The organism is Hymenobacter terrestris, from assembly GCF_013377905.1.
Taxonomy (GTDB): Bacteria; Bacteroidota; Bacteroidia; order Cytophagales; family Hymenobacteraceae; genus Hymenobacter; species Hymenobacter terrestris.
Genome location: NZ_JABKAV010000002.1, coordinates 111,985 through 129,272, shown reverse-complemented (window position 1 = coordinate 129,272; position 17,288 = coordinate 111,985). Strand labels below are relative to the sequence as shown.

The following is a 17,288-nucleotide window of genomic DNA, read 5'->3' as shown; positions in this document are numbered from 1 at the left end:
GAATCGGTAAGGTAGCAAACTGCCGGTGCGCGGTTTGCTTAAGGCAGCTGTACTTCCCCGTTCTGCAACATACGGTAGATGGTGGACTTGCCGATTTGCAGCTGTGCGGCTACCTGCAGGATGTTGCCGTCGTATCGGTTGAGGCAGTGCTGTACAATGGCCGTCGTCTGGGCCCGCAACGAGTCGTTGGTCGGCAGCACTCCGCCCGCCCTATCGGTGGCGGGGTGGGGGCTGCGCAGCGGCAGGTCGGTGGCGGCGATTGTGCCGTTTTCGGCCAGCACGGCCGCCAGCTCTACCAGGGCCTTCAGCTCGCGTACGTTGCCCGGAAACGAGTGGCGCAGCAGCTTTTGCCGGGCTTCCTCCGAAAGGGAACAGGCTACTAAGTTGTTCTGCTGGCAAAACTCCTGCAGAAATCCTTCGGCCAGCAGCAGCACATCGTCGCCCCGTTCGCGCAACGGGGGCAGCTCAATGGGCAGGCCCAGCAGGCGGTAGTACAGGTCTTCCCGAAACCGGCCTTCCCGCACCTCGCGGGCCAGGTCGCAGTGCGTGGCCACCATCAGGCGGGCATCGAAGGCAATAGCGCCGTTGCCGCCCACCCGGGATACCTCCCGCTCCTGTAGCACCCGCAGCAGCTTGGCCTGCAGGCTCAAATCCAGCTCGGCTACCTCGTCCAGAAACAGCGTGCCCCGGTGCGCTTCCTCGAAACGGCCCACGCGCCGGGCTACGGCGCCAGTAAAGGCACCCTTCTCGTGGCCGAACAGCTCGCTTTCCAGCAGCTCGCGCGGAATGGCGGCTACGTTCACGGCTACAAAGGATGCCTCGCGTCGGTCGGATCCATAGTGAATGGCCTTGGCAACCAGCTCTTTACCGGTGCCGGTTTCGCCCACAATAGACACGGTGATATTAGTGCGGGCGGCTTTGTCGATGAGGGTGAACAGCTGGCGCATGGCCGGGCTGTTGCCCCGGATGGCCCGTCGTGCATCGTACTTCTGGCCAATTTGCTTGCGTAGCTGGGTGTTTTCGCGGCGCAGGGCCAGCTTTTGCACAATATTGCCCACCGTAAACCAGAGCCGGTCGGCGGTTTCCTCGTCCTTCACCAGGTACTCATAGGCGCCCTGCTGAAGCAGCCCAACGGCCGTCCGAATGTCTTCCTGGGCCGAAATAACGATTACCGATACGTCTGGCAGGCGCTCCTTCAGCCGGCGCAGCACCTCATCGCCCCGGCCATCGGGCAGAGCGTAATCGAGCGTAATAATGTCGGGTGGCTCGCTCAGACTGTCGAGGCACGACTGGGCAGTAGCAAAGCGACGGACGACGTAATCGGGGTTCTGCGTTAGCTTATAAGCCAATAATTCGGCATACCAGTCGTTGTCTTCAACAATGAAAATCGAGATAGAAGTGGAGCTCATGCGAGGGGGAAAAGGCCAGAACGCACCCAGGCTGCAAGTCTCTGAGAGCTAGCAGGACTATGGAGGCGTTCTTATCCTGGGAAAGTCGTTTTCGGGGAAGGAGAGGAGCGAACAGGTTAGAAGTGCGAGTATAAGCGGGATTAGCCAGCTTACCTAAAAAGTCTCAGTTAGGGATGTTTTTCCCGTATTAGGACAATAATCAAGGTTTTGGATATTATTAATACACTGATAATCAAAATGTAAGGAACTGCAAGTGGAGCTGGCCGGGTAGTTGGCATTAAGTAATAGACCTGCATACGCATGGCCGTCAACTTACTACTTGCTGCTTATGTCTGCTCTCTACTCATTCGGTACCTGGCGCGGCTGTCGCCTGCTGGTGCTGCTGGCTGCGCTTCTGCTCGCGGCCCAAACTGTTTCGGCGGCTAGTGCGCCGATTTACTCGGCAGGTGGCGCTAATGGTACCAGCTTCACCCAAAGCTGCACCACTGTAGTGCTCCTTACTACTTGTTTCGGTAGTGTTTCACAGCCCGGTCAGGCGGCTGATGGCAATTTCGGTTCGGCCGCTACCATCAATGTGCCAGTTGGAGTGCTGACTGACAACGTGAAGTTGCGCATGAATTTGGCTGTGCCCTCTCCTGAGAATTATCGGGCTGGTGTGGTGGTCAGCTACAATGGCGGGCTGCTTAATCTGGCAAACGTTAATTTGGGTAGCCGGCTGCGGCTGCGGACTTTTTTGAATGGGGTGGAGCAGGAGTCGGTACCGGTGAGTGCCGACTTGGCGCGGGCAGTATTAGGGTCGGGAGGTGACCCAACACGGATCGAATTTGTAGCCACCAAGCCTTTCGATCAGATTGAGTTGGAGGCAGGCTCCCTAGGTACAGTGGGCTATAGCCTCGACGTGTTCTACGCCTACGCCATCGACGCCAACGTAATCGACAAAACAGATGGGTTGGTCACGCGCTTTAACAACCCTTCACCGGCTAACTTCAGCACGGAGGTAAAGGACGATAACGGCGTTTCCATATGCGTAAACAGTGGGGTAAGCAACCCCGAGAATACTGTTGATAACGACCTGACCAACTTTGCCACCTTCAATGCCTTGGTTGGTGTAAGCTGCCCCAACACGCTGCAAACCCAACTTGAGGGTCCGGCCCCGGCTGGCTACGTAGCGGGCTTCGTGTTGGGCTCGGGCACTGTGCTCAACGCAAGCGTGCTCGATAAGCTGCGCATTACCACTTACCAAGGCGGCGTGAAGCAGGAGCAGGCCAGCGGCCGCGACCTGCTGCAGCTGGAGGTGCTACCCGATGGCCAGTCGGTGGTGCGCTTTACCACTACCAAGCCTTTCGACCGGGTAGAGTTGCAGCGCACCAGCGTAGTAGACCTACTGAACAACCTGCGGGTGTTCTACGGCTTCGGCGTAACGCCCAGCACGTTCCGCGACCAGGAGCCCCGGCTTTCATCGTTTGCCAACCCGACTAACAACTTCCAGGAGCGCGACCCCGCAGGCCTCATCAGCAATCCGGAGTTAGCGGCCGATAATAACCTGACCGGCAATTTTGCTACCGTAGGCAGTTTGTTGCAAGTGCTGACGGCTCCCCGCTTGAAGTTGCGCCTCGATGCACCTGGTAAAGCAGGCAATCTGGCTGGCGTACGGCTGGGCCTGGGCACCGGCTTAATCGATGCCAACGTGCTCTCCAACATTCGCATCAGAACGTACAGCGGCGCAGATGGCGGTACGTTGGTCGAAACGGCCACGGGCAGCAGTCTGCTTGATCTGGAACTGCTGGCGAGCGGACAATTTGAGGTGACTTTCCTGACCACCCAGGATTTCGATTGGGTGGAAGTTGAGCTGGCTACCGGCGTGGCGGTGCTGAATGATGCCCGCATCTTCTTTGCCTTTGCTGAAGACCGGCCTACCGGCTTCCCAGTGGACATTGTAAGGCCTGCTGCCCCGCTGCCCGTGCAACTGACGGCCTTTGGCGCGCGCGCCAGCGGGCTGGCCGTTGATGTTAGCTGGGAAACGGCTACCGAAGTCAACAGCCACTATTTCGAGGTAGAGCGCTCGGCACAGGCCGGCCGTGGTTTCGTGGCCGTAGGGCGGCAGCAGGCCGCGGGCAATAGCGCTGGCAACCAGGCCTACACCTTTACCGATGCTGCTGCGGCCCAACTCCCGGCTGGTCTGCTCTACTACCGCCTCCGCCAGGTCGACCTTGATGGCACCGAAACGTACTCGGCAGTGGTGACTGTAACGCGTCGGGGCGCGGCCGAAACGCTGGTACTGTATCCTAATCCGGCTCCGGCAGGCAGCCAGTTGCGCATTGAGGGCCTGTCGGGTGTACCTGAAGGAGGCTACGAGCTATTGCTTTATTCCATGCAAGGCGCATTGGTAAGCCGGCAGCAGCTGCGTAATGCCACGGAGGCAACAGTTCCCAATTTGAGAGCTGGCGTGTACCAGGTAGTAGTGAACGACGCCGCCGGCCGCTTGGTGGGTCGGCAGCGGCTGGTGCTCACGCATGACCGCTAAGCTGACGGTCGGTCCTGGTTGTTGCCGGGCTGGTGCGCAAGGTTTATTTAGGGTGTACTATTCGTTCGATTGATGGCTATGAAAGCCTGAAAGCCCCGCTGGTTGCAGGCCAGTGGGGCTTTCTGTATAGCTAACTCACGGTGCGAAGAGCGGGGTAAGAGCGAAACCAACTCTCACCCGCCGTTAACCTGAAGAATGAATTATTGCAAGAATTGGACTGGCTACATGAAAGGGCGGCTAGTTAGGATTATATGATAACGTAGCGGTAACATGCACATCCGAATGATGTGCCAACTTTGTATTCGTCAATCACCTACCCTCTTTTCACAACCACCATATGTCGCGTACCCTTTCCCGCATGCTGGGTTTGGCCCTGCTCACTGGCTTGGCCGTTTCCTGCTCCAAAGAAACTGTGGAGCCTGCCGGCCCCGCCATTAGCTCGCAAGTGGCCGATGCTGCCACCGCTACCCGCGACAACAACCTAGCCCTGGGCAACCCCAGCGGCGCCACAGCCAACTCGTACTATTACTGGAACTACCTCGTCACCAAGTCCCAGTTCAGCATGTCGTACCACCGCGACCGGGGCACGCCCAACTGGGTAAGCTGGCACCTGAGCAGCGCTTGGCTCGGCAGCACCCCACGCCAGGATAATTTCGCTTCCGATAACTCGTTGCCCAGCGGCTGGTACCGCGTTACCAGCAGCAGCTACACGGGTTCGGGTTTCGACCGGGGCCACAATGCTCCCTCAGCCGACCGCACCGGCTCGGTAGCCGATAACTCGGCCACTTTCCTAATGACCAACATGATGCCACAGGCCCCCAATAACAACCAGCGGGCTTGGGCCAATTTGGAAAACTACTGTCGCACGCTCGTAAACGCGGGCAACGAACTCTACATCGTAACCGGTAGCTATGGCAAAGGCGCCACCGGCTCGGCCGGCTATAAAACCACCCTCGACCAGGGCCGCGTAACCGTGCCGGCCCGTTGCTGGAAAGTAATAGTGGTACTGCCCGTAGGCACCAACGATGCCGCCCGCGTAACGACCAGCACCCGGGTTATTGCCATCGACACCCCCAACGATAACAGTATCAGCACTACTTGGAGCACCTACCGCACCAGCGTGAATGCCATCGAGCAAGCCACCGGCTACGATCTGCTCTCGGCCGTAGCGGCCAGCGTACAAACGACCATTGAGGCCAAGGTAGACAACGGCCCCACCAGCTGAGTTGGCGGGCCAGTTGCTGGCCCTGCACGAATGCCCTGGTACTGTTTCCGGTAAACGGAGTAGGATCGTAACTAAAAAGAGGAAGCCGCACTCAGTGCGGCTTCCTCTTTTTAGTTACGATCCTATCTTACGCCGGCTATTGGGCTCCCACCTGTTCATCGGCTACGCCCACATGGTCGTTGGCGGGTTGGCTGTTCATGAAGGAGCGGAATGACATGGCGGCTTCGCTGGCCAGCGAAGTAGCCTGGGCCCCCAGACGACGGTCGTTGAAGGTTTTAGCGTTGCTGCGGCTGGCCCGTAACTCGGCTTGGTATTCCTCCAGCGGTACCTTCTGCGAAGGCGCCTGCGGGTCAGGAACTACTTCAAACGAACCAACCTGGTAGCTGTAGCCGTTGTCGGTGGCCTGGAAACGAAAGGTGAATAGCACAGTCAGGCTCTGGTCCTGGCCGCGGGCATCTACCGGCTTCAGTGTGCCAGTGCCCGTAATCCGGATGACCGACTTGGTGGGGTCGACTACTAGGGCGGTGGTAGGTGCGTAGGTGAACTTGTGTTCGGCCCAGTTGAGAGCCCGGGTGTAGAGGGCAGTGCTGCCGGCACCTTCCACTACCACCTGCTCGGTGTAATTAACCGGCACGGGGGCCTGCGCGCGAACCCCATGAGGCAACGCAAAAGAGCCCGCCACTAAAAGCGAGAGTAGTACTTTTTTCATAGCTGCGAGTAGAAAAGAAAGAACAAGGGGCTCAAAAATGCGTCCTCAACAAAGTTAGACGGCGAATTGAGTTTAGCAAGAAAAAGGCTTGTTATAATTATGTTAATATGTTCGGATTGCTATAATTCAGCTGTCTGAATATGGATGCCAAGCCGGGCCGCAGCAGGTGAGTGGACGGAGGCTACAACCGATTGGCCGGGTGCCAACGCAGTTGCGGTGGGCTCGGCCGAATTGGGGTAAAAACAGGAACCAAGTGTGGGAGTGGGGGAGATTTATGCTCGTATATAGTGTAGAGCAATTAACAGAAAATCCTGATAATAGGATTATAACAATGAAGTGGAATTCTAAAAATTATGTCTTATTTTGAATAAAGAGCAAAGGTAAGATAGTATTGCATACCATGGGAAATGGAATTTGAGGTTTAAATTGTTTGATTTACAGATGGATAGATAGTGTTGGTATAGCAGGGAATAGATTAGAAAAATAGCCGGCGTAACAATTTAGTAACATAAGCGTAATGTTTAAAAACTTGCAGGGGTGAAACGAATTAGTACTTTTGCATCGTGCTTCAGCTAAATCAACACTCCCCAATGAAGCGCGGGACCGAGCGAAACGCCGTCCTGCGAGATGACCGACAGGTCATTTCCCCCGTCGTTTCTTTTGTTAATTCGTCTGCTTTTCTGGCTTTTCCGCCTTTCACCGCTTCGGTTTTTGAAGCGGTTTTTTTATGCCCGGCCCATTCGGCTGATAGCAACCGGCAAAGCGCCTGACCCCGATTCATCTTTCTTTTTTTCACCCATACCGGTACCCGCCAGCTTGAACGACGACACCACCTTTGCCAAGCAGATAGTAGCTGCCGCTCCTACCGCCACCCGCAACGTGAACCCGAACACGGGCCCCAGACGTATGGCCGTGATTGAAGTGTGGGATGCCATGATGCGCGGCGTCCGCAAGCTCGAAACCAGCTCGATGCTCGAAGCCCTCATCCGTCAGGGCATTAAGCTCTCCAACTTCGATTGGTATCTTGACTTCCACAAGGAGCACGATGTAAAGCTGCACTCCGGTGCCGGCGTGGGTATGGCCCGGGTGGCTCAGTTCATCCTCGGTCAAAACGACATCCGCGTCTGTGTACCTTTCCTCATCAACCGCGAAAACGTAATCTAGCCTTCCTTTCCAGCAAGCGCCCGGTCATTGGCCGGGCGTTTTAATTTATAGGGAAGAAGATAGAAATCAGGAGTTAGAAACTAAAATCGAACATCATTCAGAGCGCAGCGAAGAATCTCGCGTGCTGACGTTGTGGCGGTTGTGCAACGATTCAGGCGAGATGCTTCGCTGCGCTCTGAATGATGTTCGTTCTAGGCTCCAACACTCAAACCCTAAGTCCTAACTTACAGCCATGCAACTCGGTACGCTCACTTTACAGAATCCGGTGTGCCTGGCCACTGCTCCTTGGCAGCTGGCGGGCGACGGCTACGAACGGCTGGGTGCCATCTTTACCCGCACCGTGACAATGGAGCCACAGCCCGGCCATTACGAGGAGGGTATCTGGCAGGTAAATGACCAAACGCTGCTCAATGCCAGCAACATGCGCACCGAAAGCGCCGAGATTCTGGTGCAGGAGTTTCTGCCCGGTCTGCGCCGGTTTGGGGTACCAGTGCTGGTGAGTATTACGGCTCCCGGCGTACCGGGCTTCCGCAAAATTGCGCGCTTTTTAGCCCGTGAGGTAGGCAGCCAGATTGCGGGCGTGGAGGTGTACATTACCCAGCCCGACACCGGCAACGGGGCCGAGCTGACAGCCGGTTTCGTGCGCGAGGCCACCCGGGCCGTGCGCGACGAACTGGGCCCCGATGCCGTAGTGGTGGTGAAGCTGCCACCTTGGCCCGAACACATCCGGGGGCTGGCGCTGGGCGCCCAGCAGGGCGGGGCCGATGCCATTGCCGCCACCAACCTGCTCAAGGCCCTGCATCTGCCCGACGATGCCACCGCCCCACCCGTGGCCGGCGGCCTTTCGGGCGAGGCGTTGCGGCCAGTGGCCCTGCGCTGCGTGTGGGAACTGGCCCACGATGATAAGCTGACGCTGCCCGTGTTTGGTACCGGTGGCATTTTCACGGCCGGCCACGTGACAGACTATCTACGCTGCGGTGCGGCCGCCGTGCAGATTGGCAGCGGCGAGTGGCTGGAACCCGGCCTATCGGCCCGGCTGGCCGCCGAGTGCAAGACATTGGTAGCAGTGCCGCACTAGCAATACCGCAGTAGCAGTAACACTAGCGAGCAGCTCCAATTTCGCGTATCGTTGCTGATGCTGAACAGCGCAAAGTCCACCGTTCAACACTCTGCGAAGCTGGAGCTTCGCGCTACATCCCACCCTGATATGGAAAAGCTTATTCAGCGTATTCAAAAGGCCAACTCGTTGCTTTGCGTGGGCCTCGACCCTGTAGGCGACGATGCTTACGTAGCCCGACGGCTGGCCGAAGTCGTGGACCAGACCAGTCCGTTTGCCGCCGCCTTCAAACCCAACCTCGCCTTCTTTCTGAGCCGTGAAAATGGTGTGCAGTTGCTCAAGGAAACCGTACAGCGGATTCCGAAAGACATTCCGGTGATTCTGGACGGCAAGTTCGGCGACATTGCCAGCACCGCCGAGCACTATGCCCGCTTTGCCTACGACGTGGTGGGGGCCGATGCCGTGACGGTGAACCCCTACATGGGCGACGATGCAGTACGGCCATTCGTGCGGGAAGGCAAAATGGTGTTCGTGCTGTCAAAAACCAGCAACAAGTCGCAGTACTCGATGCAGAACATGGCCCTGACCCGCGGCGGCTCGCTCGCCCACGGCGTAGCCACCGTAGCCTGCCGGCTCGATGCGGAAATTGGCGGTATCGGGCTAGTGGTAGGCGCCACCTATCCCGGCGCGCTGGCCGATGTACGGGCAATCTGCCCCGAACAGTGGTTTCTCGTGCCCGGCGTGGGTGCCCAGGGCGGCGACCTGGCCGCCACGCTGCGCGCCGGCCTGCGTCCCGATGGCGCCGGTCTGCTCATCAATACCTCCCGCGCCCTCTGGCAGGCGGAAGATGCGGCTTCCACGGCCCGCGAGCTGGTAGCGCAAATCAACGAGTTGCGCTCCGTAGAAGCATAATAGAACAAAATGGCCGTGTCATGCTGAGCGTAGCGGAGCGGAGTCGAAGCATCTCTACTGCAATGCTAATTCTATCATTGAGTTTACCACTGCGGTAGAGATGCTTCGACTCCGCTCCGCTGCGCTCAGCATGACACGGCCTATTAGCCATCCAGTCCTACGTCCTACCTGCATAACTTCTTTTCTCTCTTGACTACTTCCCAACCCACCTTCACCCCTGAAACCTTGGAGCAGCAGTTGCTGCAGGAAGATGCGCTGCTGCGCGGACACTTCCGGCTGTCGTCGGGGCTGCACTCGGACACCTACGTGCAGTGCGCCCGTTTTTTGCGGCTGCCTGAACTGGCCGCGCCCGCCGCCGCCGAGTTGGCCTACCAGATAACGGCTGCCGGCCTAGCGCCCGATTTGGTGGTGGGGCCGGCCATGGGCGGCGTGGTGATGGGCTATGAACTGGCCCGGCAGCTGGGCGTACCCGGCATCTTTACGGAGCGCGACGAAAACGGTCAGATGAGTTTGCGTCGGGGCTTCACGATTGAGCCGGGTCAGCAAATCATCATTGCCGAGGACGTAGTGACTACGGGTAAGAGCACCAATGAAGTAGCGCGACTATTGAACGAGTTGGGTGGGAAAGTTTTGGCCGTGGCGAGTTTAATTGACCGCACCAGTGGCAATGCTGCGCTGAATTTTCCGAACTTTGCCCTGCTGCCGGTAACGGCGGCCACCTACGCACCCGACGATTGCCCGCTTTGCCGGGCAGGCGTTCCGGTGGTGAAACCCGGCAGTCGGCCGGAAAAAGCGTTTTCTTAAACCTACCGCGACGGCAAACGGCCCGGCGGCAAGGCATTTTCGGCGTACCCCCGCGTGGGGTGTGCTCCCCATGGTGGTCCTTTCAGGGCTTCAGCGTGGCACCGAAAAATAGATAACACCGCTCTTTTGGAACCTACCCAGAGAACCATTCAGCTGCTGCTCCGGCCCGACCAACACGACGGGGAGGGCCAGCGCATTGCCGAGGCCGCCCGTCGCCACCTGGGCCTGCACACCGGCCGCGTGCAAAGCACCGCCCTCTACACGGTGCGCTACCCCCTGAGCGACCAGCAGTTGCGCGACTTCGCCACCCACTGCCTTCAGGACCCGGTGCTGCATGAAGTCGCCTTCGACGAGTTCCGCCACGGCCCCGAGTACCGCAGCTACATACTAGTAGCCAAGCTGCCCGGCGTGACGGACGACGAAGGTATTTCGGCCCAGAACGCGCTCGGCGACCTGCTCAACGAGCCGCTCGATACCCACACCCAGCACATTTTCAGCAAGCGGCTCTACTTCCTTGAAGAAGCCCTGCCCGAAGCCGACCTGCGCCGGCTGGCTCAGGAGTTGCTGGGCAACAAGCAAATCAACCGCTTCGAAATCGGCCCCCTCACCGACATCCGCGACTACACGCCGCGGCCCGGCGGCGGGGCCGAACCCATTACGGAAACCGTGCCGCTGACCGGCCTTTCCGACGAGCAGCTGGTGCAGTTGTCGAAAGACAACCTCTATGCCCTCAACCTAGAAGAAATGCAGACCGTGCGCGACCATTACGCCGGCATGCAGGCCGAGCGCACGGCCGCGGGTCTGCCCCTCGACCCGATGGATTGCGAGCTGGAAATTATTGCCCAGACCTGGTCGGAGCACTGCAAGCACAAGGAGTTTGCGGCCCTGATACAGTACCGCGACCTGGACACCGGCGAGGCGTTTGAGGTGGATTCGCTGTTCAAAACCTACATCAAAGACGCCACTTCCGAGGTAGACCGCCAGCTGCGGGCCAACGGCAACGACTGGCTGATTAAGGTGTTTTCCGACAACGCCGGGGCCGTGCGCATCAACCCCGAGTCGCTGTTTGTGTGGAAGGTGGAGACCCACAACTCGCCCTCGGCCATCGACCCCTACGGCGGGGCCATTACGGGTATTCTGGGCAACAACCGCGACCCGCTGGCCACCGGCATCGGGGGGGCGCGGCTGCTGTTCAACACCAACGTGCTGTGCTTCGGCAACCCCGAGTTTGATGGCACTTTGCTGAGCAACCAGCTGCACCCGCGCCGCATTTTTGAGGGCGTGCGCAAGGGTATTGAGGACGGTGGCAACAAGTCGGGCGTGCCCACCGTGAACGGCAGCATTGTGTTCGATGACCGCTACGCCGGCAAGCCGTTGGTGTACTGCGGAACCGGGGCCGTGTTGCCCATGCAGCTAGATGGACTCGATTCGTGGGAGAAAAACATCGAGCCCCAGGACCGCATCATCATGGCTGGCGGCCGGGTGGGCAAAGACGGCATCCACGGCGCTACGTTCAGCAGCATCGAACTAGACGAAACCTCGCCCGCCACGGCCGTGCAGATTGGCTCGCCCATTACGCAGAAGCTGGCCATGGATTTCCTGATCCTGGCCACCCGGCGCGGCCTCATCCGGTGCAGCACCGACAACGGCGCGGGCGGCCTCTCGTCGAGCGTTGGCGAGCTGGCTACCATCAGCGGCGGGGCCGTGGTGGAGTTGGCCGATGTCCCGCTGAAATACCCCGGTTTGCGTCCCTGGGAAATATTTGTTTCGGAGTCGCAGGAGCGATTTACGTTGGCTGTGGAGCCCGCCAAGATGGAGGAGCTGCTGGCTTTGGGCCGCGAGATGGAAGTGGAGCTGACCGATATCGGCTACTTCACGGCCAACGGCTACCTCGACGTGCGCTTCGCCGACAAGCCGGTGGCTTATATTAATATGGACTTCCTGCATGACGGCGTGCCGCGCAAGGTGCTGGAGGCCGAGTGGCAGAAGCCACAGGCGCAGGAGCCCACGTTGGCCGCTGACCTCGACTATACCGACGTGCTCACTCGCCTGCTTGGTAGCCTCAACATCTGCTCCCGCGAGTCGGTAATCCGGCAGTACGACCACGAGGTGAAGGGCCGCACCATTATCAAGCCCCTGATGGGCGCGACGGGTCAGGCGCCCCAGGATGCGGCGGTGGTACGCTTCAACTTCGAAAGTTGGGAAGGCGTGGCCGTGAGCAACGGTATTCTGCCCCGCTACGGCGACCTGGACGCGTATGCCATGTCGGCGGGCTCGTTTGACGAGGCTGTGCGCCAGATTGTGGCCGTGGGCGGCAAGCTGCCGAACCTGAGCTACGGCGACGGCAACTTCTGGTCCGTCAACGATAACTTCTGCGTGCCCGATTCGGTGTACGACCCCGTTAGCAACCCCGATGGCAAGCAGAAGCTGGCCAAGCTGGTGCGCATGTGCCAGGCCCTGCGCGACGCCACGGCGGCCTACTGCATCCCGCTCACCAGCGGCAAGGACTCGATGAAAAACGACTTCAAGGCCGACGGCGTAAAGATTTCGGTGCCGCCTACGGTGCTGTATTCGATGACCGCCAAAATCGAGGACGTGCGGCGGACCATCACCTCCGATTTCAAACAGGCCGACGACGTGGTGTACCTACTGGGCGAAACCTACGACGAGCTGGGTGGCTCGGAGTTCTACCAGTTCTTCGGCGAGCTGGGTGCCAACGTGCCGCAAGTACGCTTCGAAGCTGCTAAGGCACTCTATATATTAATAGGAGAGGCCAACGACCAGAACCTGATTCAGAGCTGCCACGATTTGAGCGACGGTGGCTTGGCGGTAGCGCTGGCCGAGGCCACGTTTGGCTACGGCTTTGGGGCCGAAGTAGACCTGCCGGCAGGCCTGCCGGTGCCGGTACAGCTGTTTTCGGAGTCGCACTCGCGCTTTGTGGCTACGGTTGCCCCCGAGGATGTGGTGGCTTTCGACCAGCACTTCGGTGGCCGCGCCACCCGGCTGGGCCGCGTGACTTCCGACGGCCAGCTAACGGTGCGCCATGCGAGCCAGCCGGTTATTGCGGCCGACTGCGCTACCCTGCGCCACGAGTGGACCAACGGCCCGGTGAACCGGATTATCGGCTTCGGCCAGCACGAAACCGCGCAGCAGTAACCATGGAAAACGACCAGCAACAGCCCAACCTGCCCGACCTGAACCTGCCCCCGCGCCCCCGGCCCGAGGACCCCGGCTACGAAATGGTAGACGGCGACGGCAACATCCTGCTGCCCGGCTATAAAAGCGTCGACGGCGGCCACGAATCGGCCGAGCCGCTGAAAAGCAGCACCGAAGCACAGGCTGGCAACCCGCAACCGGCAGCTGACAGATCTAAAGTGCAGGCGCTTATTCTGACCGGCTTCGGTATCAACTGCGAGGAGGAATTCGCGGCCGCTTACCGGCTGGCCGGGGCCGAGGCCACCGTGGTGCACCTCAACCAGGTGCTGCACGGCCACGTGAGCATCCACGATTACGACATCCTCAACTTCCCCGGCGGCTTCTCGTTCGGCGACGATTTGGGCTCGGGCGTGGTGCTGGCCAACAAGCTGCGCTACCGTAAAAACGACCAGGGCCGCACGCTGCTCGACGATATCCGCGAGTTTGTGGCCGGCGGTAAGTTCGTGCTCGGCATCTGCAACGGCTTCCAGGTGCTGGTGAAGCTGGGCCTGCTGCCCGACCTGGCCGGCACCGCCACGCCCGAAGTAACCCTGACCCACAACGCCTCGGGCCGCTACGAAGACCGTTGGGTTCGGCTCCAGGTCAACCCGAAAAGCACTACGCCCTTCCTCGCCGGCATGGACACGCTGGAAGTGCCCGTGCGCCATGGCGAGGGCCGCCTGATTATCGGTAGCCCCGAAGCTGCCGCTGCCATCGAAGCCCGGGGCCTCAACTGCCTGAGCTACCTAGATGAAGCTGGTGCGCCCACCGCCGGCTACCCTCGTAACCCTAACGGATCGGACCTGCACTGCGCCGGCCTGACCGATACCACCGGCCGCGTATTCGGCCTGATGCCTCACCCCGAAGCTTTTCTCTCCTTATATAACCACCCCGACTGGGCCCGCCGCAAACGCGCCGACCCGGGGCTGAGCGAGGAAGGGGAGGGGCTGAAGCTGTTTCGGAACATCGTGGAGCACATTCAGCGCCAACCCTCTGCCTCCGCCTCGGTACAGCCGAAAGCTCGTCAGGCTTCAATCTAGAAACCGTAAGCCACTGGCCCAGGCCGGCTCACAACTCCTATATGAACACGCTCAACCACTTCGCCACCCCCCAGCTCGAACTCCTGCACCGCGGCAAAGTCCGCGACTCGTACCGGGCACCCTCGGGCGAGCGGCTCATTGTGGTAACCGACCGGCTCTCGGCCTTCGATTCGGTGCTCGACACGCCCGTGGCCCACAAGGGGGCGGTGCTGAACGGGCTGGCCGCGTTCTGGTTTGATAAAACCAAGCACATCGTGCCCAACCACGTCATCAGCCTGCTCGACCCTAACGTGACGCTGGCCCACGAGGCCGAGCCGATTCGGGTGGAGATGATTGTGCGTAACTACATCACCGGCTCGATGCTGCGCGGCTACCAGCAGGGCCAGCGCAGCTTCTCGGGTGTAACCGTGCCCGACGGACTGACCAAGCACCAGCAGTTCCCGGAGCCCATCGTAACGCCTACTACCAAGGAAGAATCGGACCGCGAAATCACGCCCGAGAGCCTCGTGAGCGAAGGTTGGGTGGCGGCTGATTTGTACGAGCAGATGCAGGTGAAGGCGCTGGAGCTATTCAACTTCGCTTCGAGCTGGATGGCCGAGCGCGGCATCATTCTGGTCGATACCAAGTATGAGTTCGGCCTGCTCGATGGCCAGCTGATCCTGATTGACGAAATCCACACGCCCGACTCGTCGCGGTTCTGGAGCGCCGAGGATTACGCCCGCAACCCCGGGGCAGTGGAGCAGATGGACAAGGAGTACGTGCGCCAGTGGCTCATTGCCAACAAGCACGACGGCCAGTACCCTCGCGCCCTCACGCCCGAAGTGTCAGCCGAGGCCACCCGCCGCTACCTCGACATTTATGAGCGCATCACGGGTAGCCCGCTGCCTATCGGAGACGGCGACGTGCGCACCCGCCTCGTGGGCAACCTCGTACGGGCCGGTATTATGAAGGAAGCCTGAAACTGTCGTAACTGTGCTGTAGGTCGCCAATGATGAAGTCTATTCAGCATCTTTGGGAAATAGTAAGAAAACAAGGCGCTCACCAGCGGCCCACTCGTGTACCAATGGAATATATTCAGAGTCTTTGGGGGGACTCGCTTGACAAGCCGACTTATCAGGATGTACTTGACTTCATAGAGAAAACGAAGTTGTCTGATGAGGAACATGGGGCATTCTGGGTTGCCTTGGAAGACGAAAGTAACTTAGAGGTACATCAAGACTTGGAAGTGATACTGACTAATGCGGAGGGCGAAGAGAAACGAATTCAGGCTACGAGTTGGGATGAAGTAAAGGAATACTTTCGTCTCTTTTCAGAAGGCCGAAGCGATTTTATTCAATAGACAATCATGAGCTTCAGCAATAAATCCATAGTCCTGCTCGGCGGCGGGGCCCGCGAGCACGCCCTGGCCTGGAAACTCACCCAAGATGGTGCTACCGTGCACGTGCTGCCCGGCAACGCCGGCATCCCCAACAGCCACCCCAAAATCAGCGCCCTCGATTTTCCAGCCATCAAAAGCTTCTGCGAAGAACACGGTGCCAAGCTGCTGGTGGTAGGCCCCGAAGCCCCGCTGGCGGCCGGCGTAACCGACTACTTCGTTGGCTCCGATATCCGCGTGTTCGGACCGGGGCGGGCGGGGGCCATGCTGGAAAGCTCGAAGGTGTGGAGCAAGAACTTCATGCGCCGCCACGGCGTGGCCACCGCTATGTCATGGCAGTTTCGCTCCGATAAGCTGGCCGAAGCCCGTGCCAAAGCGGCCGAGTTGGGCGGGCAGGTGGCCGTGAAGTTCGATGGGCTGGCCGCCGGTAAGGGCGTGTACGTGTGCTCTTCCGTGGAAGAAGCCCACGCGGCACTCGACGACCTGGAGGCCCACCACAGCGGCTGGTTCAGCTTCCTGCTCGAAGAAAAGCTCAGCGGCCCCGAAATTAGTATCATCGGCATCACCGACGGCAACCGCATCCGCCTGCTGGCGCCTTCCCAGGACCACAAGCAGCTGCTGGCCGGCGACCAAGGCCCCAATACCGGTGGCATGGGCGCCTACTGCCCGGTGCCCTTCGCCGACGACAACATCCTGGCCGCCATCCGCACCCAAATTATCGACCCTACGCTGGAGGGCATCCAGGCCGAGCAGTTCGAGTTCCGGGGCTTCCTCTACTTCGGCATCATGCTCACGCCCCAGGGCCCGAAGCTGCTCGAATACAACGCCCGCCTTGGCGACCCCGAGGCCGAAGTGCTACTGCCGGCCCTGCAAAGCAGCCTGCTGGAACTCATCGAAGCCACCCTCGACGGCACCCTGGCCCAGACCACCGTGCGCCAGCGTCCCGGCCACTACGTGGGCGTGGTGCTGGCCTCGGGCGGCTACCCGGCCAGCGGCTTCCCGACTGGTTTTCCCATCACGGGACTTTCGGCGCTGCACCCCGGCATCCTCGCGTTTCACGGCGCTACCAAGCACAACGAAGCCGGTGAGTTGGTGACCAACGGCGGCCGGGTGCTGGTGCTGGTGGGCCACGGCGCGGAGCTGGAAGACGCCGTGCAGTACGTGTACCGCGAAGCGGCCCGGGTGAACTTTCAGGACATGTACCTCCGCACTGATATCGGCCAGCGGCCGGAACCCGTCCTTGCAAATAACTGGTAACCATAGCGCCCCCAAGGCCCGGCTGGCCATCCTGCTTTCGGGCCGGGGCTCCAATATGGTGGCGCTGGTAACGGCGGCCCAGACCGGTATGCTGCACGAGTTGGCCGAAGTAGCGGTGGTGTTCAGCAACCACCCCGACGCGCCCGGTCTGGCCACGGCCGCCGCGCTGGCCTGCCCCACGGCCAGCCTTAGCAGCCAGGGCCGCCGCCGTGCCGACTATGATGCCGAGGTGGTGGAAATTCTACGCCAATACCAGCCCGATTACGTGGTGCTGGCTGGCTATATGCGCATCCTCTCGCCCACGTTTGTGCGGGCCTTCGCAGGCCGCATCCTCAACATTCATCCCGCCGACACCCACCAGCACCAGGGCCTGCACGCCTACGAATGGGCCTTTGATAATCAGCTGGTTGAAACCAAAATAACGGTGCATCTGGTTGATGAAGGACTGGATACCGGCCCCATCTTGGCCCAGCAGACGGTGGACTTGCGCGGGGCCACCACCCTGGCCGAAGTCGAGCGTCGCGGTTTGCTGGCCGAGCATCAGCTGTACCCCAAAACCCTGGCCGAGCTTATTGGCCGCCAGCACCCCCAACCCACCCCAGCGGCCCGGTAACCGG

General features: G+C 60.0%; 14 protein-coding genes. 12 read left to right on the top strand and 2 right to left on the bottom strand.

What is annotated here, in order from left to right:
• Nucleotides 1-38 precede the first annotated feature (38 nt).
• The gene (locus HW556_RS01375) at nucleotides 39-1,409 is read right to left on the bottom strand and encodes a sigma-54-dependent transcriptional regulator (RefSeq protein ID WP_176897273.1); all 1,371 of its coding nucleotides are present in this window, start codon (nucleotides 1,407-1,409) and stop codon (nucleotides 39-41) included.
• Nucleotides 1,410-1,737: 328 nt separating this feature from the next.
• Here HW556_RS01375 and HW556_RS01370 point away from each other — a divergent pair, with 328 nt between their 5' ends.
• Together HW556_RS01370 and HW556_RS01365 are read left to right on the top strand one after the other, a co-directional pair.
• A complete protein-coding gene (locus HW556_RS01370; RefSeq protein ID WP_176897271.1) occupies nucleotides 1,738-3,933 on the top strand; it encodes a T9SS type A sorting domain-containing protein in 2,196 nt (731 codons plus the stop codon).
• A 337-nt stretch (nucleotides 3,934-4,270) separates the two neighbouring features.
• On the top strand, nucleotides 4,271-5,158 hold the full coding sequence (locus HW556_RS01365) for a DNA/RNA non-specific endonuclease (RefSeq protein ID WP_176897269.1): 888 nt from the start codon (nucleotides 4,271-4,273) through the stop codon (nucleotides 5,156-5,158).
• Between the two features lie 136 nt (nucleotides 5,159-5,294).
• On the opposite strand, the gene HW556_RS01360 is transcribed toward HW556_RS01365, so the two are convergent.
• Nucleotides 5,295-5,867, bottom strand: coding sequence for a DUF4468 domain-containing protein (locus HW556_RS01360; RefSeq protein WP_176897267.1), 573 nt, complete (start codon nucleotides 5,865-5,867; stop codon nucleotides 5,295-5,297).
• Between the two features lie 816 nt (nucleotides 5,868-6,683).
• Between HW556_RS01360 and HW556_RS01355 the strand changes: the two genes are divergently transcribed.
• From HW556_RS01355 to purN, 10 genes are all read left to right on the top strand, one after another.
• Nucleotides 6,684-7,031 carry a class-II aminoacyl-tRNA synthetase family protein gene (locus HW556_RS01355; protein WP_176897265.1) on the top strand — a complete coding sequence of 116 codons (348 nt, stop codon included), beginning with the start codon at nucleotides 6,684-6,686 and terminating at the stop codon, nucleotides 7,029-7,031.
• A 232-nt stretch (nucleotides 7,032-7,263) separates the two neighbouring features.
• On the top strand, nucleotides 7,264-8,109 hold the full coding sequence (locus tag HW556_RS01350; protein ID WP_176897263.1) for a dihydroorotate dehydrogenase: 846 nt from the start codon (nucleotides 7,264-7,266) through the stop codon (nucleotides 8,107-8,109).
• 129 nt (nucleotides 8,110-8,238) lie between these two features.
• Nucleotides 8,239-9,000 (top strand): orotidine-5'-phosphate decarboxylase, encoded by a 762-nt coding sequence (gene pyrF / locus HW556_RS01345; RefSeq protein ID WP_176897261.1) that lies wholly within the window; start codon nucleotides 8,239-8,241, stop codon nucleotides 8,998-9,000.
• Nucleotides 9,001-9,189: 189 nt separating this feature from the next.
• Nucleotides 9,190-9,804, top strand: coding sequence for an orotate phosphoribosyltransferase (gene pyrE, locus HW556_RS01340; RefSeq protein WP_246289481.1), 615 nt, complete (start codon nucleotides 9,190-9,192; stop codon nucleotides 9,802-9,804).
• Between the two features lie 126 nt (nucleotides 9,805-9,930).
• Nucleotides 9,931-12,960: a phosphoribosylformylglycinamidine synthase subunit PurL gene (locus tag HW556_RS01335; RefSeq protein WP_176897259.1), complete on the top strand. Its 3,030-nt coding sequence runs from the start codon at nucleotides 9,931-9,933 to the stop codon at nucleotides 12,958-12,960.
• Between the two features lie 2 nt (nucleotides 12,961-12,962).
• The gene (locus tag HW556_RS01330; RefSeq protein ID WP_218136838.1) at nucleotides 12,963-14,039 is read left to right on the top strand and encodes a phosphoribosylformylglycinamidine synthase subunit PurQ; all 1,077 of its coding nucleotides are present in this window, start codon (nucleotides 12,963-12,965) and stop codon (nucleotides 14,037-14,039) included.
• A 41-nt stretch (nucleotides 14,040-14,080) separates the two neighbouring features.
• Nucleotides 14,081-14,998 carry a phosphoribosylaminoimidazolesuccinocarboxamide synthase gene (locus HW556_RS01325; RefSeq protein ID WP_176897258.1) on the top strand — a complete coding sequence of 306 codons (918 nt, stop codon included), beginning with the start codon at nucleotides 14,081-14,083 and terminating at the stop codon, nucleotides 14,996-14,998.
• A gap of 29 nt (nucleotides 14,999-15,027) precedes the next feature.
• Nucleotides 15,028-15,378: a hypothetical protein gene (locus HW556_RS01320; protein WP_176897256.1), complete on the top strand. Its 351-nt coding sequence runs from the start codon at nucleotides 15,028-15,030 to the stop codon at nucleotides 15,376-15,378.
• 6 nt (nucleotides 15,379-15,384) lie between these two features.
• Nucleotides 15,385-16,671 (top strand): phosphoribosylamine--glycine ligase, encoded by a 1,287-nt coding sequence (gene purD, locus HW556_RS01315; RefSeq protein WP_176897254.1) that lies wholly within the window; start codon nucleotides 15,385-15,387, stop codon nucleotides 16,669-16,671.
• The gene (purN, locus tag HW556_RS01310) at nucleotides 16,655-17,284 is read left to right on the top strand and encodes a phosphoribosylglycinamide formyltransferase (protein ID WP_246289480.1); all 630 of its coding nucleotides are present in this window, start codon (nucleotides 16,655-16,657) and stop codon (nucleotides 17,282-17,284) included. The genes purD and purN overlap by 17 nt, the downstream gene beginning before the upstream one ends.
• Nucleotides 17,285-17,288 lie beyond the last annotated feature (4 nt).

Bases quoted from the DNA above. Each gene is read 5' to 3' on its own strand.
- HW556_RS01375 (WP_176897273.1), bottom strand. From the start codon at position 1,409: ATGAGCTCCACTTCTATCTCGATTTTCATTGTTGAAGACAACGACTGG.
- HW556_RS01370 (WP_176897271.1), top strand. From the start codon at position 1,738: ATGTCTGCTCTCTACTCATTCGGTACCTGGCGCGGCTGTCGCCTGCTG.
- HW556_RS01360 (WP_176897267.1), bottom strand. From the start codon at position 5,867: ATGAAAAAAGTACTACTCTCGCTTTTAGTGGCGGGCTCTTTTGCGTTG.
- HW556_RS01320 (WP_176897256.1), top strand. From the start codon at position 15,028: ATGATGAAGTCTATTCAGCATCTTTGGGAAATAGTAAGAAAACAAGGC.
- HW556_RS01325 (WP_176897258.1), top strand. From the start codon at position 14,081: ATGAACACGCTCAACCACTTCGCCACCCCCCAGCTCGAACTCCTGCAC.
- pyrF (WP_176897261.1), top strand. From the start codon at position 8,239: ATGGAAAAGCTTATTCAGCGTATTCAAAAGGCCAACTCGTTGCTTTGC.
- HW556_RS01365 (WP_176897269.1), top strand. From the start codon at position 4,271: ATGTCGCGTACCCTTTCCCGCATGCTGGGTTTGGCCCTGCTCACTGGC.
- HW556_RS01350 (WP_176897263.1), top strand. From the start codon at position 7,264: ATGCAACTCGGTACGCTCACTTTACAGAATCCGGTGTGCCTGGCCACT.
- purD (WP_176897254.1), top strand. From the start codon at position 15,385: ATGAGCTTCAGCAATAAATCCATAGTCCTGCTCGGCGGCGGGGCCCGC.
- HW556_RS01330 (WP_218136838.1), top strand. From the start codon at position 12,963: ATGGAAAACGACCAGCAACAGCCCAACCTGCCCGACCTGAACCTGCCC.